At 56.6% G+C, this 20,894-nt stretch carries 23 protein-coding genes and 1 pseudogene; 11 read left to right on the top strand and 13 right to left on the bottom strand.

What is annotated here, in order from left to right:
* The first annotated feature begins 239 nt into the window (after window positions 1-239).
* The 3 genes from H6G07_RS01725 (at window position 240) to H6G07_RS01715 (ending at window position 4,518) form a co-directional block, all read left to right on the top strand.
* Window positions 240-911: an AIM24 family protein gene (locus tag H6G07_RS01725; protein WP_073607041.1), complete on the top strand. Its 672-nt coding sequence runs from the start codon at window positions 240-242 to the stop codon at window positions 909-911.
* 77 nt (window positions 912-988) lie between these two features.
* A complete protein-coding gene (gene pcrA, locus H6G07_RS01720; protein WP_073606714.1) occupies window positions 989-3,343 on the top strand; it encodes a DNA helicase PcrA in 2,355 nt (784 codons plus the stop codon).
* A gap of 512 nt (window positions 3,344-3,855) precedes the next feature.
* Window positions 3,856-4,518: a tetratricopeptide repeat protein gene (locus tag H6G07_RS01715; RefSeq protein WP_190740675.1), complete on the top strand. Its 663-nt coding sequence runs from the start codon at window positions 3,856-3,858 to the stop codon at window positions 4,516-4,518.
* Window positions 4,519-4,582: 64 nt separating this feature from the next.
* Here H6G07_RS01715 and H6G07_RS01710 read toward each other — a convergent pair whose 3' ends face one another.
* The 5 genes and pseudogenes from H6G07_RS01710 to H6G07_RS01695 all read right to left on the bottom strand — a co-directional run bounded on the left by H6G07_RS01710 (window position 4,583) and on the right by H6G07_RS01695 (window position 7,140).
* On the bottom strand, window positions 4,583-4,801 hold the full coding sequence (locus tag H6G07_RS01710) for a ssl0294 family protein (protein ID WP_073606716.1): 219 nt from the start codon (window positions 4,799-4,801) through the stop codon (window positions 4,583-4,585).
* Between the two features lie 177 nt (window positions 4,802-4,978).
* The gene (gene tatC / locus H6G07_RS01705; RefSeq protein WP_073606717.1) at window positions 4,979-5,761 is read right to left on the bottom strand and encodes a twin-arginine translocase subunit TatC; all 783 of its coding nucleotides are present in this window, start codon (window positions 5,759-5,761) and stop codon (window positions 4,979-4,981) included.
* A 78-nt stretch (window positions 5,762-5,839) separates the two neighbouring features.
* On the bottom strand, window positions 5,840-6,487 hold the full coding sequence (locus H6G07_RS01700) for a DUF4115 domain-containing protein (RefSeq protein ID WP_422393850.1): 648 nt from the start codon (window positions 6,485-6,487) through the stop codon (window positions 5,840-5,842).
* A 45-nt stretch (window positions 6,488-6,532) separates the two neighbouring features.
* Window positions 6,533-6,691 (bottom strand): annotated as a pseudogene (locus H6G07_RS26975) (helix-turn-helix domain-containing protein); the annotation flags it as partial.
* 179 nt (window positions 6,692-6,870) lie between these two features.
* Window positions 6,871-7,140, bottom strand: a complete 270-nt coding sequence (locus tag H6G07_RS01695) for a YciI family protein (RefSeq protein ID WP_073606719.1) — start codon at window positions 7,138-7,140, stop codon at window positions 6,871-6,873.
* Window positions 7,141-7,626: 486 nt separating this feature from the next.
* Between H6G07_RS01695 and H6G07_RS01690 the strand changes: the two genes are divergently transcribed.
* The 4 genes from H6G07_RS01690 (at window position 7,627) to H6G07_RS01675 (ending at window position 10,733) form a co-directional block, all read left to right on the top strand.
* Window positions 7,627-7,944 (top strand): Mo-dependent nitrogenase C-terminal domain-containing protein, encoded by a 318-nt coding sequence (locus tag H6G07_RS01690; RefSeq protein WP_073606720.1) that lies wholly within the window; start codon window positions 7,627-7,629, stop codon window positions 7,942-7,944.
* Window positions 7,945-8,196: 252 nt separating this feature from the next.
* Window positions 8,197-8,697: a tRNA adenosine(34) deaminase TadA gene (gene tadA, locus H6G07_RS01685; protein ID WP_199311870.1), complete on the top strand. Its 501-nt coding sequence runs from the start codon at window positions 8,197-8,199 to the stop codon at window positions 8,695-8,697.
* A 172-nt stretch (window positions 8,698-8,869) separates the two neighbouring features.
* Window positions 8,870-9,616 carry a lysophospholipid acyltransferase family protein gene (locus tag H6G07_RS01680; RefSeq protein ID WP_073606722.1) on the top strand — a complete coding sequence of 249 codons (747 nt, stop codon included), beginning with the start codon at window positions 8,870-8,872 and terminating at the stop codon, window positions 9,614-9,616.
* Between the two features lie 130 nt (window positions 9,617-9,746).
* A complete protein-coding gene (locus tag H6G07_RS01675; RefSeq protein WP_199311840.1) occupies window positions 9,747-10,733 on the top strand; it encodes an L-lactate dehydrogenase in 987 nt (328 codons plus the stop codon).
* 6 nt (window positions 10,734-10,739) lie between these two features.
* Here the strand turns inward: H6G07_RS01675 and H6G07_RS01670 are convergent, their stop codons facing one another.
* The 3 genes from H6G07_RS01670 to H6G07_RS01660 form a co-directional block, all read right to left on the bottom strand.
* Window positions 10,740-11,021, bottom strand: coding sequence for a TMEM165/GDT1 family protein (locus H6G07_RS01670; RefSeq protein WP_073606723.1), 282 nt, complete (start codon window positions 11,019-11,021; stop codon window positions 10,740-10,742).
* A 76-nt stretch (window positions 11,022-11,097) separates the two neighbouring features.
* Window positions 11,098-11,448 (bottom strand): TMEM165/GDT1 family protein, encoded by a 351-nt coding sequence (locus H6G07_RS01665; protein WP_073606724.1) that lies wholly within the window; start codon window positions 11,446-11,448, stop codon window positions 11,098-11,100.
* Between the two features lie 172 nt (window positions 11,449-11,620).
* Window positions 11,621-11,977, bottom strand: a complete 357-nt coding sequence (locus H6G07_RS01660) for a YkgJ family cysteine cluster protein (RefSeq protein ID WP_073606725.1) — start codon at window positions 11,975-11,977, stop codon at window positions 11,621-11,623.
* A 230-nt stretch (window positions 11,978-12,207) separates the two neighbouring features.
* Between H6G07_RS01660 and psb30 the strand changes: the two genes are divergently transcribed.
* Window positions 12,208-12,339 carry a photosystem II reaction center protein Ycf12/Psb30 gene (gene psb30 / locus H6G07_RS01655; protein ID WP_073606726.1) on the top strand — a complete coding sequence of 44 codons (132 nt, stop codon included), beginning with the start codon at window positions 12,208-12,210 and terminating at the stop codon, window positions 12,337-12,339.
* Between the two features lie 47 nt (window positions 12,340-12,386).
* Here psb30 and ispD read toward each other — a convergent pair whose 3' ends face one another.
* Entirely contained in the window at window positions 12,387-13,079 is a 693-nt protein-coding gene (gene ispD, locus H6G07_RS01650; RefSeq protein ID WP_073606727.1) for a 2-C-methyl-D-erythritol 4-phosphate cytidylyltransferase, read from the bottom strand.
* A gap of 147 nt (window positions 13,080-13,226) precedes the next feature.
* On the opposite strand from ispD, the gene H6G07_RS01645 reads away from it, so the two are divergent.
* From H6G07_RS01645 to H6G07_RS01635, 3 genes are all read left to right on the top strand, one after another.
* Window positions 13,227-14,168 carry a glycosyltransferase family 9 protein gene (locus tag H6G07_RS01645; RefSeq protein WP_073606728.1) on the top strand — a complete coding sequence of 314 codons (942 nt, stop codon included), beginning with the start codon at window positions 13,227-13,229 and terminating at the stop codon, window positions 14,166-14,168.
* A 118-nt stretch (window positions 14,169-14,286) separates the two neighbouring features.
* Window positions 14,287-14,820, top strand: coding sequence for a hypothetical protein (locus H6G07_RS01640; protein ID WP_073606729.1), 534 nt, complete (start codon window positions 14,287-14,289; stop codon window positions 14,818-14,820).
* A 198-nt stretch (window positions 14,821-15,018) separates the two neighbouring features.
* On the top strand, window positions 15,019-15,702 hold the full coding sequence (locus H6G07_RS01635) for a ferritin-like domain-containing protein (protein WP_073606730.1): 684 nt from the start codon (window positions 15,019-15,021) through the stop codon (window positions 15,700-15,702).
* Window positions 15,703-15,714: 12 nt separating this feature from the next.
* Here H6G07_RS01635 and glsA read toward each other — a convergent pair whose 3' ends face one another.
* From glsA to ureC, 4 genes are all read right to left on the bottom strand, one after another.
* On the bottom strand, window positions 15,715-16,701 hold the full coding sequence (gene glsA / locus H6G07_RS01630) for a glutaminase A (RefSeq protein ID WP_073606731.1): 987 nt from the start codon (window positions 16,699-16,701) through the stop codon (window positions 15,715-15,717).
* A gap of 136 nt (window positions 16,702-16,837) precedes the next feature.
* Entirely contained in the window at window positions 16,838-17,902 is a 1,065-nt protein-coding gene (locus H6G07_RS01625) for an LOG family protein (RefSeq protein ID WP_073606732.1), read from the bottom strand.
* A gap of 228 nt (window positions 17,903-18,130) precedes the next feature.
* Window positions 18,131-18,451, bottom strand: coding sequence for a thioredoxin (gene trxA, locus H6G07_RS01620; protein WP_035985715.1), 321 nt, complete (start codon window positions 18,449-18,451; stop codon window positions 18,131-18,133).
* Window positions 18,452-18,966: 515 nt separating this feature from the next.
* On the bottom strand, window positions 18,967-20,676 hold the full coding sequence (gene ureC, locus H6G07_RS01615) for an urease subunit alpha (protein WP_073606733.1): 1,710 nt from the start codon (window positions 20,674-20,676) through the stop codon (window positions 18,967-18,969).
* Window positions 20,677-20,894: the final 218 nt, after the last annotated feature.

The following is a 20,894-nucleotide window of genomic DNA, read 5'->3' as shown; positions in this document are numbered from 1 at the left end:
CAATCATGACAGCGAGATGACGGCCCTGTGACGATAGTGTGACCCCCGCAGCTGCTAAAACGGTGAGGCTCTGTACCCGTGAGGCTGTTGGAGAAAATGCCGATCAGCGATGCAGCTGTGGGGCGATCGCCCGCCGATCGATGGCAAAGCTAAGATGGCTAGAGTCGGTGGCTGCTGCCTCCAGGCTGGGTTGAATGGCTGATGGCCTCGTCTGTTTTGGTGTTGTTTTAAAGGTCTCTATGGCTAACTTCGAAATTATTGAGCGAGAAGAGTCGCGCCTGGTCAAAGTGACCTTAAACAATGAGACGGTGCGCACGGAGTCAGGGGCATTGCACTATATGCGTGGCGACATCACCATGCAGTCTAAGACGCCCTCGGCGGGTGGCTTTCTCAAGTCATTGGCCACCGGAGAAAACATCTTTCGCCCTACCTACACGGGCACTGGAGAGCTGTACCTAGAGCCTACTCTCTCTGGCTTTCACATTCTTGACCTGGCGGGCAGCGAGTGGACGTTAGACCGGGGAGCTTATTTGGCCAGCGACGGCAGCGTTGAGGTGTCGGTAGAGCGCAATAAGCTGATCACGGGCCTAGTGGGTGGCGAAGGGCTTTACCAGACCAAGGTCAAGGGCGTGGGCAAGGTGGTGATGGTGGCCCAAGGGCCGGTGGAAACCATTGAGCTACGGCGAGAAAAACTGGTGGTGGACGGTAACTTTGCGATCGCCCGCAGCGGCCCCCTCACCTACCGGGTCGAAAAAGCTACCAAATCAGTGCTGGGATCGATGACCTCTGGGGAGTTTTTGGTCAATATCTTTGAGGGCACCGGCACCGTGCTGCTGGCCCCCATTCCCTACTGGAAGGTGCTGATGCTGCGCCAGGTGACGGCTGCCGCCGCCTCGAGCGCTTCGAGCTGAGGCGGGCATTGTTGCATTGCTGCCGGTGACACGCTGAACCAGTGTCATACTAAATAGGCAAAACCCCTCGGCTACTGATGACTGATTTTCTCGCCCTGCTCAACCCCGCCCAACGCCAGTCTGTCGAGCACTACTGCGGCCCGCTGCTGGTGGTGGCCGGGGCGGGTTCGGGCAAAACCCGGGCGTTGACCTACCGCATCGCCAACCTAGTGCTCACCCACAAAACCGACCCCGACAACATCCTCGCGGTGACCTTTACTAACAAAGCCGCCAAGGAGATGAAGGAGCGCATTGAGGTACTGTTTGCCGAGCAGGATGCCCAGGCTCGCCACGGTAAATCGCTCTCTAGCCTGCCGCAGTATGAGCAGACCAAGCTCAGATCCCAGGTCTATAAAACCGTCACCAAGCACCTGTGGATTGGCACGTTCCATGCCCTGTGCGCCCGCATTCTGCGGTTCGATATCGAAAAGTATCAGCACCCCGCCGGGTACCGCTGGACGAAGAGTTTCTCGATTTTTGACGAATCAGACGCCCAGGGCTTGGTTAAAACCATCGTCACCCAAACCCTGAATCTGGACGACAAAAAGTTCAACCCGCGATCCGTGCGCTTTGCCATCAGCAACGCCAAAAACCAAAACTTCACCCCCGACGAACTCGAAAAAGAGCAGCCCAACTACCGAGGTCGGGTAATCGCCGATGTCTATCGCCATTACCAAAAGGCGTTGGCAGAAAACAACGCCCTCGATTTTGACGATTTGATTTTGATGCCCGTGCACTTGTTTCAGCAAAACGAGCAGGTGCTGGCCTACTGGCACAAGCGTTTTCGCCACATTCTAGTCGATGAATACCAGGATACGAACCGCACCCAGTACGATCTAATTCGCCTGCTGGCCACCAATGGAGAATCGATTGCTACCTACAAAGATTGGAACCACCGTTCGGTGTTTGTGGTAGGTGATGCAGATCAAAGTATTTATTCTTTTAGGGCGGCGGACTTCACCATTCTGATGAACTTTCAGGATGACTTTGGCGACGGGCTGGCGGACGACGACACCCGCACCATGGTGAAACTGGAGGAAAACTACCGCTCCACCTCGAACATTCTCGAAGTCGCTAACCACCTGATCGAAAACAACACCGAGCGCATCGACAAGGTGCTGCGGGCCACCCGGGGCGAAGGCGAAAGCATCTACGTCTACCGGGCCGAGGATGAAACCGCAGAGGCCGATTTTGTGATCAGCCAGATTCGCCACCTCGAAACCCAGCACCCGGAGCTAAATTGGGGTGCCTTTGCCATTCTCTACCGCACGAACGCCCAGTCGCGCGCCTTTGAGGAGGTGCTAACCCGTTACAGCATTCCCTACCAGGTGGTGGGGGGCTTGAGATTCTACGATCGCCGCGAGATCAAAGATGTGCTGGCCTATTTGCGGGCGATCGCCAACCCCTCCGACACTGTCAGCCTCAAGCGGGTGATCAATGTGCCCCGGCGCGGCGTCGGCAAGGGCACCATCGACAAGCTAGAGCAGGCCACTCAGACCCTAGGCGGCATTCCTCTGTGGGAGATTTTGGCCGATGATACTTCGGTGAAGACCTTGGCGGGGCGATCGGCAAAAGGTGTGCTCGAATTCGCCGACATCATCAAAAAGTATCACCAAGATATAGATAACCGAAAGGGGTCTGAAATTATCCAGGGGGTACTTGAAGACAGTGGCTATTTGGCAGCCCTCAAGGCCGAAGGCACCGACGACGCCGACGATCGCTTTGGCAACGTGCAGGAGCTTTACAACGCCGCACTGCAATTTGAAGAAGAAAACGTAGACGACCCATCGCTATTAGGCTTTTTGTCTAATGCCTCCCTGGCCTCTGATATGGATGACAACAAAGAAGGTAAAAACGCCGTCTCGCTGATGACCCTGCACTCCTCCAAGGGGCTAGAGTTTCCCGTGGTGTTTCTCGTCGGTTTAGAGCAGGGCCTGTTCCCCAACCATCGCTCCCTTGAAGACCCCGCCGCCACCGAAGAAGAGCGCCGCCTCTGCTATGTAGGCATCACCCGCGCCAAGGAGCGTCTGTTCATCTCCCACGCCCGTGCTCGTCGCCTCTACGGCAGTCGCGAACCTGCCAGCCCCTCGCTGTTTTTAAGCGAACTACCCCTCGATCTGGTCACCGGCAACAGCACCATGGGCCTGCCCCAAAAGTGGAGTACTCCCATCCGCGAAGCCCGCAACCGCAGTGAGGCCGCCGCTAAACCGGGCAGCGGTGCCCACGAGTCAGACTGGACGGTAGGGGATGTGGTGGTGCATAAGGCCTACGGGGCCGGAGAAGTAACCCACATATTTGGGGCGGGCAACAAAATTTGCCTGGCGATCAACTTTCCTGGCCAGGGCCGCAAGATTGTGGATCCTAAAATCTCGGCGTTGCAGCGGGCTGAGTAGACAGTGCTCCAACTGCGCTTCTGTGGCAATAGCTGCTGAATGCCGGTAAATACTCAGGTGGTTACAGAGTCATCATCTAAGCACAAGAAACTACATGTAGGTTTTCCGTACATTCCCGTAGGTTATAGCGCCAAACGGGGATTAAGCCGCTAGCAGGCGGGTTTAACCTCCGTTTTTTTCCGGTTTAGACCCCAGGGGGGAGATGCGACTATAGCGTCATCAGGCAGGATTACAGAATCAACGCCAGCGAAGCTCCTATTTGAATTACCAAAGGGCCTTCGCCGTCCAGACCTAGCCAGCTCGATAACTGCCACAGGTTCGTCTAGACCCCATCAGCCAAGGTGGGACTCTATAAACAGTTCCTGCTTAAACGGTATGAGCTTTGGGGTTTCTGCCCCTGCTCTCCGCTGGATTGGTTTCACGGTTTATGAGCACACGACAGGACTAAAACCATGCACATCTACCGACCACAGCAGCCTCTGGTTTGCATGCTTCCCCGTCAACCGCAGAGTTTGCCCCCAGTTGACTCAGCGGCCCGGCCCACGGCCCACGACTCGGTGACCGGGTCTTACACCACCGACGACGACACCCTCAGCCGACTGGCGGCAGCAGCGGTCAAGCGGCAACAGTATTCCCAAGCGCTGCACCTGCTCGATCAGCTAGTTGAGCGCCATCCCCAGCGGGCTATGTACTACAGCAACCGGGGGCTGGTGCAACTGTGGCTGGGCCAACCCGGCGCAGCTCTGGCCGACTGCGATCGCGCCATTCGGCTCAACCCCGACCTTGACCAGGCCTACAACAACCGGGCCATGTGCCATGCGGCCCTGGGCGACCTGCCCGCCGCCCTTGACGACTATGAACAGGCCGTTGACCTCAACCCGTTCAATGGCCGCGCCCGCATCAACATGGGCGCTACCCTGCGGCAGATGGGCGACCTCGATCGCGCCCTAGACTGCTTTGACGAAGCGTTGATGTTTCACCAACTGCCCGAGTACATCTACGCTGAGCGGGGCCGCACCTACCATCTGCGTGGCGACTGGAACTGTGCGATCGCCGACTACCGCCGCACCTTGACCGCAGCGGCAGCCCAGCAGGCGAGCGATCAGCTCCAGAGCCTAGTGCAGCGGGTCAAGGGCTGGGCGGAGGAACTGCTGCCTCAGCAGAGCTGGGCATAACGACAAGCGCTGCACCCGGTTCCAGCCACGAGACGAGCCCAGCGCTAATTCAGCGTGCATCTAACTAATCAATTGAAATGCTTTGGGGGCCGCCGTTGCGATCGCTGCTTCCCCATCCACTACCGTTTTCGTTTGGAGGTGTGATCCCCTGGTTCTGTAGCCAGCTTTTGACGGGGTCATCCGATAGACTGAGCCGCAGCAGACCCGAGGCTAGCCCACCCAAAAACGCCACAGGGTAAGCGGTCAGCTCTTGCACAAAGGGAGTAAGCTCGTCTAAAAACATTGAGTCAGCCTGTAACGACGGCTTGATCCTAACCTGAAAGCCTGCGGAAAAGGTATCGGTTGAAAGCTAGAGCTTAGACTTTGGCTGGCTAGAACGGCTTGGGGATGAAGGCTTTAGCGTTTGAGGGCTGATGATCGCCCTTAAACCCTATACCGTTTACCTATCCCCTGCCAACGGCTAGCGCCCGATCGCCTTCACCAACCCGATACCGCCAAAGTAGAGCAACAGCACCGCCCCTGCCAGCAGGCTCTGAGTCACCGGGTCGGTCGAGGGCGTCAGCACCGCCCCCAGCACCGCCGCCCCCAGCAGCACGTAGCGCCAGCCCTTCAGCATTTGGTCAGAGTTGACAATGCCAAGTAGCCCCAGCAGCATTTGCAGAATGGGAATCTGGAAGGCCAACCCAGTGCTGAACAGCAGCAGCAGCACAAACTCAAAGTAGCGATCGATTGACCACAGCTGCTCGACCACATCGGCCCCGTAGCTGATAAAAAAGTTTAGCGCCGCCGGAATCAGCGCCACGTAGGCAAACAGCAGCCCAGCAAAAAACAGCACGCTCGACCCCAGCACCAGCGGCCCCACCAACCGCCGCTCTCGGCGAGTCAGCCCCGGCAACACAAACAGCACTATTTGATAGAGAATAAACGGGCTGGCGGCTACCAGCCCGCTGTAACCCGCCACCTTAAAGGAGACAAAAAAGTACTCCCCTGGCGACAGTTGCAAGAACTTCACTCCCTGGGCTGGCACCTCCAGCAGGCTGACAATGGGTTTCACCTGCCAGAAGCAGGCCACAATGGCCAGCACCACAGCAATCAGGCTGTAAAAAATGCGCTGCCGCAGTTCTTCCAGATGGTCAAACAGCGACATTTCGACATCGTAGGGCACTTCGTCGAGGTCTGCGGTGTCGCCGTTAAGGAGGGCCGTCTCGGTGGTGGCGCTCTCAAGCTCGGTGGGCGGTGTCATAGGTTGGGCAGGTGAGCAGTAGGACGATCGCTTCTATTGTAAGCCCATGATTTCGCTAGCTTGGGATCATAGCCCAGCCTAGGGAGACTCAACGCTCTCTACCCCGGAGTCAGGGGTCACGGTGACGGTTCGAACCACGCCAGAGGCCCCCATCACAACAGCGCGATCGCCATTGACAGACAGCTCTACTCCGCCCGCATTCCCCGTTCTCAAGGTCAGGCTGGTTTCAGCCGTCCAGGTCTCTTCAAAGCCGCTTTCAGCAACGCCTTCGTAGACGTTCTCACCGTCAGCCACCACGCTCAACCAGGCGCGATCGCTCAGGTTCGCGCTGACCACCACTGGTGCCTCTAGGGGTGCACTAGATTCCTCTTCAGCCTTCAGATCTTCCTCCGAAGGGGGCGTAGTCTCCGGCGAGGCCGGGGTGACAGCATCGGTACTAGTGGCCTCAGGGGTTGTCTCTGCCGCTGAATTGTTGTTGGCTTGAGATGGCTCGTTGCTGCGACCAAACAGCCCCCAGGCCCCCAACCCCAAAATCGCGGCCAGAGCAGCCAGGCTCAGCACCAGCGGCAGGGGTGACCGACCCGCTGGGTCAGGCTCAGGCAAGGGGGTGCGATCGCTCGTCTGAGGGCTAGGGGGGGGCAGTGCCGCAGTACCGTTCGTGTGAGGTTTCGGTGTCGCAATGCCGTTTGTGTCGGCCCGTTCGAGAAGCTCTGGGGTGGGTAACACATTCACCGGCGTAACCCGAAACTCCTGGGCAATGGTTTGACCATCAAGGCCCAAGGCTTCGGCATAGCGACGAATAAATCCTTGAATAAACACCGGTTCAGGTAGCTCAGCATCATGCCCCGATTCCAATGCCTTCAATAGAGCTGGGCGGATAAAAATTTGGTTGGCCAGCATGTCGATGGCCAGCCCTTGCTCTTGACGCACCTGGCGCAGGTACGCCCCGATACTTTGGAGCTGCTCGATTTGGGTAGGAGCTAACTTAGCCACGGCACCTCACTGAAGACATTATGGGGAACTCTGCCCTGGTCGATGAACCCGAACGAGGTCATTTTAATGGGAAATGACCGCCAGTGTAGCCAAGACCGTTGAAAACTCTGGCACGCTTAAAACACCTGGTTCCAAGCATAGACCTCATACTCTGTCCAAACGCCGTTTTTCCAGTAGGGGTCGCCCTCCACTAGCTGTCGTACAGCAGCCTCGTTGTCGGCCTCATAAATGCCAAACACCTTGGTGTTGTCAGTGGTTGGGCCTAGGGCCACTAACAGGCCGTCGTCTTTTTGCTGCTGCAATCCCTGGAGATGCGCCGCTCGAAAGGGAACCCGCTTTTCAAGCACGTCCTCACAATAGCTGCCCCACATCACATATTTAGCCATAGCTCAGTCTTCAAAAGTTCATCGCCGATGGTATCAGATTGAGTAGTGTCCTATACAGAAAGATAAACTGCCAAAGGAGAGACAGCAGACGGTATACCCAATTGCAAAAGTGTCCTGACATTTACGCAAAAATCGTCTCTATAGGAAACAATTAAATACAGATCACTTCAGTAAAAGTACTCGATGTTACTGCGCTATTTTTGCCCTCAAAATAACCTATGCTCCATATATTTCAAGCCTTTCCGGAATTGCTGCTAACCCTGTTGAAGTAACTCTTTACCTGAGCTTTAGTGGAAATCCAATCGACTTTGTTGATGCTTTACCCGATGGCTGAGGGAATTCTTTAGCTTAAGTAGAAGGCTCACCAACATCTAAGTGAGCCCTACGTTCACTCCATTCAGTATTGAGTTTCCATACCAAGTCCAGACTCAGTGCTCGACCGTTTCTCAGACAGTCTCAATTGTTGGACTTGCGAGAGGTTTAACCATGAATCGCTTTCTATCTTCCCTCCGTCACGGGCTGCACGCTGCGGGTCAGGCCCGGCCCCTAGACCTATTTCGTCCACTACGCCAGTGGGTTAGCCACCTGCGAGTTGAGACTCCCCGCCGCGCCCGCAAGGTGGCAGAGTTGATCCCCGCCCAGTGCCCCTTTGAGCGCGACATTGTGGTGTTGGGTCGCTCGGTGGCTCATATTCCGCCCCTGTGCAAGCTCAACCCCCTCTACAACGAATTGGTGGAGCTGCGGTTTCGGGCTCTGTGCTACCTAGCCGACGAGTGCGGCGAAGATATTTCGGCCTACATCTAAAATTTGGCTTTGTTCAGATCACGTCATCTGGCTGGTCATCTAGCCAGGTTTCAAAGCCACTGACTGTGTTGCGTCCAACCATCTCACCCCCTCCGTTGGCTTTGGGTCAGCGGAGGGGGTTTACTTTGGGCAGGGCATGCCTGAGGAATGCTCTGATTTACTATGGGTAGGCTAAATTGGCTGCTTGAGTGATCTCCTATGCCCTACGACCTGCCTTCCCCAGATCTGCCCACCGGCGACCTAGCGGATGAGATGGCTCTACATCAACGCTGGATGCTGCGGGCGCTAGAGCTGGCTGAGGCCGCCGGAACGGCGGGGGATGTGCCAGTGGGGGCCGTGGTGGTTGGCCCGGGAGACAGAGTGCTGGCGGCGGTGGGCAATCGGCGGGAGCAAGATCAAGACCCCACCGCCCACGCCGAAGTGCTGGCGTTGCGGGAGGCTGCGCGCCAGTTGGGCAACTGGCATCTCAATGACTGCACCCTCTACGTCACCCTTGAGCCCTGCCCAATGTGTGCTGGAGCAATTGTTTTGAGCCGCCTAGGGCTATTGGTGTACGGTACCCCCGACCCCAAATCGGGAGCGGTGCGATCGGTGCTAAACCTGCCCGATGGCCCTGCCTCTAACCATCGGCTCAAAGTAGTAACCGGCATTTTGGCCGAACCCTGTCGCCAGCAGCTACAGCAGTGGTTTCAGCAGCGCCGCCGAGAGCAGCGCCGGTCTGCGCTCACCATGCCACCGACTGAACTGTCCTGAACCAGGTTGCGTCCTCTGGCGAGGGCGGTAGGGTAAAGCATGTAGACCAGGGTCAGGCCCATTTTGTTTCCGATCGCAGGCTCTGTGGTAGCTAGCGACGGGCATACTGGGAAGGCCTAACATCGGCACTATTGGGATTTAGCTGATCATGGCTCCTGTATTACGCCTTCCTATGAAATCCTCTGAGCTTCCTGAATCGTCGGCTGGGCTGGTTAAGGGTGGGGCGATCGCCCCTGCCCAATCGCGTTGCTCGCCAGTTCTAACTCCCCTAGCCTATTTTCTGGGTCGGCATCTGGTGGTGCCTGCCTACTTTGGCCCCATCACCATTACGGGACAGCACCATGTGCCCACCGCTGGGCCAGTCATTTTGGCCCCTACCCACCGAGCCCGCTGGGACTCGATTTTGCTGCCCTACGCCACTGGCAGAGCCATTACTGGCCGCGACCTGCGCTTTATGGTTACCGCCGACGAGGTCAAGGGCCTCCAGGGATGGTTTATCCGCCGCTTAGGAGGGTTTGCGGTTAATGTGCGGCGGCCAACGGTAGCCAGCCTGCGCCACGGCATTGAGCTGCTGCTAGAGGGCGAAATGCTAGTCATTTATCCCGAAGGCGGCATTCGTCGAGAGGACAAAATCCACGGCCTTAAGCCCGGTCTGGCTAGATTGGCGGTGCAAGCCGAGGCCACCCGCACTGGGCTAGGAGTGCAGGTGCTGCCGGTAGACATCTACTATGGTGCGGCTTATCCAAGCTGGCGTAGCCCGGCTCAAATTCACATCGGCGCGCCGTTGTTGGTACAAACCTATCTCCGAGGGGAGGATTCTCCCGAAGCGCTTAAGGCTGGGGCCGCCGAGCTTACCAAAGATCTCAAGACTCACTTAGAAAGCCTGGTTGCTGTCCGGCAAAACAACACCGCATCGTAACCTTCGATATCGTCCTAACAGCTACCCAACTGCCGCCAAATGCCATTGAGGTAAAGGGCTAGGGACAGGACAATCTGATTAGACCGTGGTTTATTAAAGGCATTGGCCCATAAACCAGGATGTCCTTCCTATGTTTGATAGCCTTTTTACCTCTAATCCGCTGACCGACCTGCAAACTGACCCGCTGCGTCCCCTGAAGGGGGTGATTGTGGGAGCCGGTCAGGTGGGGTTGGCCTGCGCCTACGCCATGATGATCCAGAATGTGCTGGACGAAATGGTGCTGGTGGACATCAACCACGACAAGCTGATTGGCGAGGTGATGGATCTAGAGCAGGGCATGTCCTTCGTCGAGCCGACGCTGATTAAGGCGGGCACTATGGCCGATGCTGCCGGGGCCGACGTAGTCGTGATCACCGCTGGGGCAGCCCAAAAAGAAGGTGAAACTCGTCTGGAGCTGGTGCAAAAAAACGTCGAAATTCTCAAAAAACTGATTCCCGATATTGTCGCTCATTGCCCTGAAGCCATTTTGCTGTTGGTGTCTAACCCCGTAGACGTGCTCACCTACGCTGCCTGGAAGCTATCAGGACTGCCAAAGTCTCGGGTATTTGGCTCCGGGACAGTGCTAGACACAGGGCGGTTTCGGTATTTGCTATCGCGCCACCTGGGCATTGATCCACGCAGCCTGCATGCCTACATCATTGGCGAACACGGTGACAGTGAGGTGCCGTTTTGGAGCCAGGCTAATGTCTGCGGCACCCCCCTCTACTACGACGGTATGGCCGATGGCGATCGCCAGGCCATGGACGAGATCTTTCAGCAGACCAAAAACGCCGCCTACGAAATCATCCGCCGCAAAGGTTACACCAACTACGCGGTCGGTCTGGCGGTGACGCAGATTGTGCACTCGATCGTGCGCGACCAAAACCGGGTGCTGACGGTGAGCTGCGTGGTCGATGAAATCTTTGGCGTTCAAGATCTATGTCTGAGTGTGCCTGCGGTGGTGGGGCGCACCGGGGTGAGCCGATGGTTGAATATGTTGCTCAGTCCTCAGGAGGAGAAGCTGCTTCAGCACTCAGCTCAGACCCTGCGAGGTGTGATTGACCAGATTGAGTTTTAATCCCTCTTAATCGTCGCTGGCTGCGGGCCAAAGCAACTTGACGGCCAATAGGGCAAACCCAACGGCGGCAACGGCTTTGACCAACCGTTCTGGCAAAATCTGGGCAGTGCCTTCTCCCACAATGACCCCCAGCAGGCTGGCCAGCAGCAGGGCCGCAGCGGTGCCCAGGAATACAGCACGGGGAGACTTTGAGCTGCCGCCGAGGGCGATCGCCGCTAGCTGGCTTTTATCCCCCAGTTCTGAAATGAATACGGCGGTAAAGCTGACGGCGAGGAGGTTCCAGTCCATGGGGAGGTGAGGGGGTGGATGGGTAGGGTGTAGGGGGTGAATGGGTAGCCCCAGGGACTCAAGACCAGGATGAAGATTATAGGTGGACGATGTCCCAGAGGAGACAGACGGTGATGCCGATGAGCATGGTGCCAGCGGCGGTGTCCAATGTGGCAGGGGAAACACGGCGGGCTAGCCACTGCCCCAGCAGTACGCCAATCAGGCTGGTGCTGATCAAGGCAGTGCCAGCACCTAAGAAAACGATCCAGGGTGCCTGAGATTGGGCGCTCATGAGCAGCGTAGTCACCTGGGTTTTGTCACCCAGCTCAGCCAAAAAAATAGTGATGAATGTAGAGCCAAAAACCCGCCAAAAAGCCGCTCGACTCAAGGTAGAAGGCTTGGCTTCGACGGCGTTAGAGGAGGGGGGAAGAGAGCTAGAGATAGACACAGTGGGGTAAAAGGCAGGTGAACTGAGCGGTCAACAGGGTGGGGCACAGAGCAACGTTAAAACCGTTGAGTAGGGCCGGAGATTTCATAATGCTTTCATTATCTGAAAGAGTCAACCAAACCGCAACCTATCGCTCTCAGACATCCCCACTCCCTCATCCTCACCTACCCCATCACTCCCCCACCCCCACCGCCCCATTAAACCGCTCCATCTCCGGGCTGGCTTCGCCGTAGATATCGGCAATGTGCTCCTGGCAACAGTCGATGGCAAAGTCGTCGAGCTCGTCGGCCTCAACGCCAAACATGGTCTCGAAGGTGCTAAAGGTGACTTGGCAAAAGCTCGGTCGGTCGGCGTAGATGGTACAGAGGCGATCGCCCGCATCGTAGTGAATGCACCAGCCGTCTTCGCCCACCATGCTCAGATACAGCGCAAGCTGGTCAGGTTCGAGATAGGAGTCGAGGTCGGGACGCTCGTCGGGGGCCAGAAAGCAGCAGGCTCCGCAGGATTTGACACATTGCCAGGTGGCCATTGGGTTTCCTTGGCCGTCTTAGGCCTAGCGGTGGAACGGCAACGGGTGCTGCCTTAGAATTTTGTTAAGTTATCTAAAATAGGGACGGCGTTAGCAGGTAAAATAAGCTCCGATAAGCAAGCTTTACGCCAAGCCCAGAGGGGGGTCTGTAGCTTTTCTATGGGCAAAACTCAACTTCTGGGATTGAATGAAGTTTATATCAGTCCAGTCGCCTTGTGTTGGGAGGTTTCATGAGCTTTCTGAGTGGTTTTTTGAGCAATATTAATTTCGAGCTCATTGCCCAGTTGACCATGCTTGCCATGATTGTCATCGCTGGCCCAGTGATCGTGTTTCTGCTGTTTTTGCGCGGTGGCGACCTCTAGGGCCAAAGTCCTGGAATCTAAAAGCAGCGCTTGGGAAGGCCTCTCGGCTAACCCAGGCGCTGTTTTAGTATGAATTCTGCGATCGCCAAATCCATGGGCGTTGTCACCTTGAGGTTGGTCTCTTCGCCGGGCACCACCTGCACCGGCAGGCTGCATTTCTCAAACAGGGCAGCGTCGTCGGTGACGCTCCAGCCTTGCTCAATGCCCTGCTGATGGCACTGTTTCAGCAAAGCCACATCAAAGCCCTGGGGGGTTTGGGCGGCCCAGAGGGACTCGCGATCGGGGGTGGTTTTAACGCGCTGGTTGGCATCGACAACTTTGATCGTGTCTTTGACTGGCACCGCCGCCACCAGGCCGGGGCAGGTGTCTAGGGCGGTGGCGCAGCGATCAAATAGGTCGGGGGTGGCCAGGCAGCGCGCGCCATCGTGGATCAGCACTCGGGTCGCCTCAGGTGGCAGCGCTTGCAGCCCGTTGCAGACCGACTCCTGACGGGTCGTGCCGCCGTCAATGAAGATCACTGGTTTAGACAGGTGGAGCGAGGCGGCAATGGTTTCTAAGGTGGGGCGATCGCCCGCCTGGCAAATCACCCCGATCCAAACCACAGTTTCGGCCTGGGCGGCGGCTTTTAGAGTCCAGGCGATGATCGGCTGACCGAGCAGGTCAAGGAGCACTTTGTTGCGATCGGCCCCCATGCGACGACCGCTGCCAGCGGCGGGGATAAGCACATGAACGGGGGACATAGACACAGGGCAAAACCATAACGGGCTGGGCAAATTGGGGAATTTTTATCCCCTAGGGTGAAATTTAATTCATTTTGTAGGCCACATATCCCCTAAACCTTGGCCAGGTTCCACTACAATACTTGCGAACAGGCATGGACGTAACATATGCGGGTACTGGCTCTTGTTCCAGGAGAAACGGAGACGCAGCTAAGCTTCTTTCCGGTCATCAATCAGATCAAGGATAGCTTCGAAAATGCTGAGGTATCAGTAGTTGCGGCCCCTAGCGCTACGGCTATTTATCAGCTCTCTAAGGGGGTTGACGAAGTTGTGCCCTACAACTTTGAGGCCAGCAACAGCCCTGCTGACTGGGCCAACCTGTTGGGGATTGTGCGCGATCGCGAGTTCGATGTTGCCCTCACCCTGACCGACTCCTGGTCTATTGCTCTGCTGCTGTGGCTGAGCGGGGTGCCGACCCGCCTGGGCTACAGCGGGTCGGCCAACAACCTATTGCTGACCTCAACGGCTCCCCGCGCCGCTGAGATCGCTCACCACGGCGATCTGCTCAAGCTGATCAACGTTACCGGCACGCCCCCTGCCCTCTCCGTGAATGTTCCCCGCAAAGACTTGACTGCCGTAGACAACCTGCGTCAGAGCAACGGGCTCACGAATGGCTATGTGCTGGTGTACCCCGGTGCCACCGCTAGCGGCACTACCTACCCCACCGAAAGCTGGATCGCCATTCTCAAAGACTTTCAGCAGCGCCAGCCCGATATGCCGCTGGCCCTGCTGCAAACCGATGATGCGGCCCCTCAAACTGTTGCGATCGCCAGCGCTGTGCCCAATCTTAAGGTTTTGCGACCTGAAACCCCAGGACAGACGGCAGCATTGATCGCCGCCGCTAACCTGTTAGTAGCGGTAGAGGGATATCCCCTAGCGCTGGCGATCGCCCTCAACGTCTACACCCTGGGGCTATTCTCTGGCAATAGCGGAGTTCAGGCCATCACTACAGGCGAAGATCGCTTGGTTGCCCTAACCTCCTCCACCGGCACTCTGGCCGACATTACCCCCGACCAGGTGCTCAAAAAAATTTGGAGCGAGGGGGCGTGATGGCTCAGCTTGGTCTAGGGGTAACCCTGCCATAGCTACCCTATAGACTCCACACCGACTATGTCAGCAGAGGGCCATTATTACCCCAACCGTGCCCAGCTATTAGAGAGTTACACCTATGGATAAGATCAAAGAGCAGGCCAATATTGTTAGCCAACTACTGTTTTCCGCTGATACAGGCGACATCTACAAGAAGACCCTGAGTCGCACTTGGGATATTTTGCGTGAAGTGGGATTGCTGCTGTGGCTAGTTGTTTGCCTAACCTTTGTAGGAGGCGAATGGTTTTACCGCACTGCGGTTGGCCTAGGGCGCAGCACCCGCGCCTGGTACATTAGCCTCAGCGAAAAAGGCCCCAGCACCGAGCCTCAGTCAATGACCTCTACTGGCCAAGCGCTGCTCGACAGCGTGCAGTCAAGCACGTCTTACCTGCTAGCCCAGGCCCGCCAGCAGTTGGGCATTCCAGAGCCGGAGCCACTGCCCGCCGCTCCACCCGTTCCTGCGCCCCCGGTAACCCCCCCCTTTTCCACCCCAGTTGAGCCTCCGACCCCCAGTGGCCCGCCAGCCCCGGCTGAGCCCTTGACTCCTGCTGAACCTCCGTCGCCGGTTGCGATTGTGAGTGCTGACCTTGAAGAAGACGATGATTTAGCTTAGAGAATGGACTCGCTAGGCTATCAATCTCAATTGGCCTGGTGAAGTCAATCGGGACTATTGTTCCCTGAAACTTTTCTCCATACGCGTGAAGCCGTAGTGACCTAGGTCGCTGCGGCTTCACGCGTTGAACGGGCAGCACAAACGGCTAGAAATTTCTACAATAGCCAAAAGGATCCATGCCCTCAACTACCCCTAGTGATGCTCCAGCACTATTTATTTATCGGCTTTAGCGCCATTTACTATAGCCAGAGCACCGCCAACCCTCAGCGGCGGCCCCACCTATTTGCCTCCCTAGCGCTGCAAGAAGCTGAAGGCAGTCGCACCGTCGCCCACATTCGCTCTGCCAAAGCCGCCGAGATTCCTCTCTGGCTTGATGAGCAGATGCAGCGCCACGTCAGCGACGAGGTGCGTCACGCTCAGATTTTTACCAAGGCCGTTGAACGCGAGGGCTACTTTATTGACTTAGACAGCGAAGCTGCCCAGCAGTCGCTCTCTAGTGTGGGCGAGTCCTCCATGCGGCGCTATCACCAGGTCGATGATTTAGCGGCGGCCCCCTTGCCCCACCTGTTGGCCAGCGTGCTGCTAGCCGAAGAGCTAGGGGTAAGGGGCTTTCGCTGCATTCTCAAGACCCTACCTGACCACCTCACTGCCACTCGGGCCGCGCTGGAGTCAGTGCTGCATGACGAAGAACGCCACGTGCGCTATCTCACCGATGCCCTGCGCTACTTCCGCGCCACCTCAGTGGTTGAGGCCTACCGCCGCGACATTGAAGGCAAAATGTTCAAGGATCTGGGCAAAGTGGTGGAATTTGTCACCAAGCCCGCCGCAGAACGGCCCAGCTTGGTGCAGCCTGGTCAAAAGCCAGAGCTATCCCTGGTGTGAGCAAGCAGGGGTCTAAGCATCCAGGGCCACAGCATCTGAGGGTTGAACAGCCTGGGAAAAGCGGCAGTGGCCAAGGGACAGATCAAACAGATGAAACCCGTATTCTTGCGATAGGGCCTCAAATACTTTGAGCCCGCGCACGCTGTTGCCGCGACTGTCGAGGGGCGGCGAAAACACGGCGATGCCGGCCTGATTTGGCACGACAGCGAGAATACCGCCTGAGACTCCACTCTTGGCCGGAATACCAACTCGAAAGGCCCACTCCCCAGCAAAGTTATACATGCCGCAGGTGTACATGACGCTGAGAATATCGCGCACATGCTCGGCTCCCACGGCTCGCTGCCCGGTGACGGGGTTGATGCCCTGGTTGGCTAGGGTTGCGGCCATCACTGCCAAGTCATGGGCCGTAACCAGCACCGCACACTGCTGAAAGTACAAGTCGAGTGCTTCATCGATCGGCTGGTCGATCATGCCGAAGTTGAGCATCAGGTGGGCCATGGCCCGATTGCGGTGCCCGGTCGATCGCTCCGACATGAAGGTAGATACATCGACAAATACCTCATCGCCAACATAGCGCTGAAACATGGCCAGCAGTCGGTTGAGTCGTTCTGCGGGGTCTTTGCCAGGGATTAGTCCGGTGGTGGCGATCGCCCCCGCATTCACCATTGGGTTATCCGGGCGCTTAGAGTCCTCATCCAGCCGAATTAGGGAGTTGAACGGATCCCCAGTGGGTTCTACTCCCACTTTTTTGAGCAGTTTTTCACGGCCATAGTCCTCTAGGGCCATGGCGTAGACAAACACCTTTGAAATCGATTGAATGGTAAATTTCTGCGCCACATCCCCCACCTCGTAGGCGTGGCCATCAAGGGTGACAATGCTAATGCCAAACCAGTCGGGGTTAGCCCGCGCCAGCTCAGGAATATAAGACGCTACTTGACCTTCGGAGACTCCCTTAAACTCGTGGTAAAGCTGCTCTAAAAACGCTTGAACCTGGTTCATTGGGAGTCGGTGGGTAGTGGGTCAGTGAGTAGGCAAGTACAAGAGTGAAAGATTACAGGCGCGAAAACGCTCTAGATTGCGGAAGGCGTGACCACCTGCCTACCCATCCACCCACCTACCCATCCACCTAAATCACTTACTTCTGCTCGGGGTGCTGAGCCTCGGGACGATGGTCGCCCAGATCGTTGAGCCGCCAGATCAACTGGTGCAGCCGACCAAAGTCGCGGTTGTTGAAGTGCATCACCAACCGAGGCAAAGCGATGGTGTCGTCTTTCTGCTCTTCGGGCAGGGCGGCAGACTTTTCAATTTTCCCCTTGGCTAAGATGTCGCCAAATTCTTGGTTGAGCAGGTCGATCGCACCTTCGGGCAGGTCGCTCTTGAGGCGAATGATCAGGCGATCGCTGGTATAGCGACAGGAATGATATACCCGATAAAAACTGCTGATCGCGTGGCAGGCGTCATCGACGTTGTCAGTAATCGTGTACAAACTGGGGTCGTCGGGGCTAATCAACCCTCGGCTCAGCAGGTGCTCGCGAATATAGTTATCCCACCCTTGCCAGTAGTTACCGCCGGGATGATCGACCATGACGATGGGCATGGGGTCAGCCTTACCCGTCTGAATCAGCGTCAGCGACTCAAAGGCTTCGTCTTGGGTGCCAAACCCTCCCGGAAACAGCACCAGGGCGTCACTTTCGCGCAGGAAAAACAGCTTGCGGGTAAAGAAATACTTGAAATTGATTAGCTTAGGGTCGCCCTCCATCACCGGGTTAGCGCCTTGCTCAAAGGGTAGCTGAATGTTTAACCCGAAGGATTGATCTGCGCCAGCTCCAGCGTTACCCGCCTCCATAATGCCGCCCCCGGCACCGGTCATAACCATAAAACCCAGCTCGGTGATCTGCTTGGCAAACTTCTCAGCTAGCTGATAATCGGGGCTGATTGCCCCCGTACGCGCTGAGCCAAAGATAGTAATTTTGCGGGTGTGCCGGTAGGGGTAAAAGACTTGAAAGCCCTGCTCCATGTCTAGCAGGGCGTAGTTTAAAATCTTCCAGTCGAGTCGGTCGGCCTCCCGTCCCATCATGCGCAGAATGGTTTCCAGCACCTGGCGGATGATCTTGCCATGCTCCAGGTGGGGCAATTGCTCAAACACTGCGGCCAAATCGGCCTGAATGCTAGAGGGTAAATTTGAGGGAAGCGCAACCATACGCCGTTGAGTCCATAGAGGTAGCACCCCATTCTAACGACAATTTTGCCCCCTGCCGTGCAAAAACCCTCCAGCGAGAACTAACGCTAAAGGGCTATATCAGATATTAACAAGCTAGCTCACTAAACCTGTGACTATGGGCTTTTGCTGACGCTTGGTTCTAAGGTTGAGCGATCGCCGTCGTCACAAGTGGGTAATCGTAGTATCTCTAGGCAGAGAAAGGTGAGCCTAGAGATACTTCTCAAGGGTGTTGGCTAGGGTGGTTTTGGGTACAGCGCCCACTACCATGTCAACCCGCTGCCCCTCTTTAAAGATCATCAGGGTGGGGATGCTGCGGATCCCATACTGGCTGGCCACGCTCGGATTCTCGTCGGTATTGACCTTAACGACTTTAATTTGGCCGTCGTACTGCTCAGCAATTTCCTCGACTACCGGAGCTACCATACGGCAGGGGCCACACCAGGGAGCCCAAAAGTCAACCAGTACGGGAACGGTACTTTCAAGAACTTCTTGCTTAAACGTAGAATCTGTTACCTGAGCGGCTGCCATGCCTTGTGTTCCTTGCCGTTATTAGTCACACGCAATCTTATCATAGCCAACCCCCGGCTTCTTGGGCGAGTGGTCAATATCTACCGAGGGGATGGGCGCTAAGTCAGCTAAACTAGCCGGATTTCCGCCTTTTCAGGCCGAAGATCCTTTAAATAAGGAACCGCCCAGACTAAAAGCCTGGGCGGAGTGTGGTGTGAGGAGTGAACTCAAACATTTATGTTTGAGCGCAACTATATTCTACTGTGGACACTTGAAAATCTGCCACCGCTTAACGACATTCGCAACAAAATTATGGTAAACACAAACTATTGCTGCCTTTAGGAACCTATGTAGTGGTTCAAAGTCGGCTATTGGGAAAGTTTGGGGAGCAGCAGGTGAAGTCTGCCAACGCCTATGACTATATTTTAGCTTTGTGGGAAGCGTTGGAGGGTGGCAGGTCAAGTGAAATCACCTCAGTTTTATAGCGTGCCAACCCTGGCTCAATCCGTCTAGGCTCTTCATTGCTCTGCCTGGGGTCAAAACAAGAAGTATCGCTGGGCCATAGGTAGAACCTCAGCCGGTTCACAGGTCAGCAGCTCGCCATCGGCTCGCACTTCGTAGGTTTCGACGTTGACCTCCATGTGGGGCTGGTAGGCGTTGAGCTTCATGTCAGCCTTGCTGAGGCTGCGGCAGTTAGCCACAGCAGCGGTAGCTTTAGCGAGACCAATGTGTTCAGGGATGCCCAGATCCATTGCAGCTTGGGAAATAAAGCTGAGGGAAGTGGCGGCGATCGCCCCCCCGTAGCTGCCAAACATGGGGCGCATATGCACTGGCTGCGGCGTCGGAATGCTGGCGTTGGCATCGCCCATCTGCGCCCAGGCGATCAAGCCGCCCTTGATCACAATCTCAGGCTTCACCCCAAAAAAGGCGGGTCGCCACAGGCAAACATCTGCCAGTTTGCCCGCTTCGATTGAACCGACGTGGTTGGCAATGCCGTGGGTGATGGCGGGGTTGATGGTGTATTTGGCCACGTAGCGCTTGGCTCGGTGGTTGTCGTTGCGCTCAGAATCCTCCGCCAGCGGCCCGCGCTGGACCTTCATTTTGTGGGCGGTCTGCCAGGTGCGAATCACCACTTCCCCCACCCGACCCATAGCCTGGGAGTCGGAGGAGATCATGCTAAAGGCACCCATGTCGTGGAGGATGTCTTCGGCGGCAATGGTTTCGCGGCGAATGCGCGACTCGGCGAAGGCAATATCTTCGGGAATGCTGGGGCTGAGGTGGTGGCACACCATCAGCATATCGAGGTGTTCGTCGAGGGTGTTGCGGGTGTAGGGCCGGGTAGGGTTGGTCGATGAGGGCAGCACGTTGGCCTCACCGCACACCTTAATGATGTCCGGCGCGTGACCGCCGCCAGCCCCCTCGGTGTGATAGGTGTGAATCACCCGGTTTTTGAAAGCGGCGATGGTGTCTTCAACAAAGCCCGCTTCGTTGAGGGTGTCGGAGTGGATCGCCACCTGAACATCGTACTCGTCAGCTACTCCCAGACAGGTGTCGATGGTAGCCGGAGTTGTGCCCCAGTCTTCATGAAGCTTGAGGCCCATGGCACCCGCTTTCACCTGCTCCACTAACCCCTCTGGCTGAGCGCTGTTGCCCTTGCCCAAAAAGCCCAGGTTCATGGGGAAGGCATCGGCGGCTTGCAGCATGCGCCAGATATGCCAAGCGCCAGGGGTGCAGGTGGTGGCATTGGTGCCAGTGGCCGGACCAGTGCCGCCGCCGATCATGGTGGTGATGCCGGAGGCGATCGCAGTGTCAATCTGCTGAGGGCAAATGAAATGAATGTGACTGTCAATGCCGCCAGCGGTGACAATCATGCCTTCTCCGGCCACTACCTCGGTGCCGGGGCCAATAATGATGTCGACATTGTCTTGAATGTAGGGGTTGCCTGCTTTACCAATTTTGTCGATTTTGCCGTCTCTAATGCCGATGTCAGCTTTGACAATGCCCCACCAGTCCAAAATTAGCGCGTTGGTGATGACCATATCCACTGCGCCCGCGTCGCGTCCGATCGGCGACTGCCCCATACCGTCACGGATCACCTTGCCGCCGCCAAATTTCACCTCGTCCCCGTAGGTAGTGAAGTCTTGCTCGACCTCAATAATCAGCTCTGTGTCCGCTAAGCGAATGCGATCGCCTACCGTCGGGCCAAAGGTTTCGGCATAGGCACGGCGGTCCATGCGATAGCTCATGGGGACTCCTCAGTTGGGGCAAATCTAGCTAGAACCACTCTAGAATGCGGGATCTCCCCAGTTTGGTCAATTGGACTACAGTTGTTAGCCTTGGCCCGCAGGATCCCCCGCCCTTAAAACAGCGCTCTGCCCAACGCCAAAAAGATAGCCCGAAGGAAAACTTCCTTCGGGCTATGGGTTCAGTGCGATCGCGTTGCGACTCCGCAGAAAGCGCAGTT

The organism is Phormidium tenue FACHB-1052 (assembly GCF_014696675.1).
Classification (GTDB): domain Bacteria; phylum Cyanobacteriota; class Cyanobacteriia; order Phormidesmidales; family Phormidesmidaceae; genus Nodosilinea; species Nodosilinea tenuis_A.
This window is presented reverse-complemented; position numbering and strand designations above follow the sequence as displayed.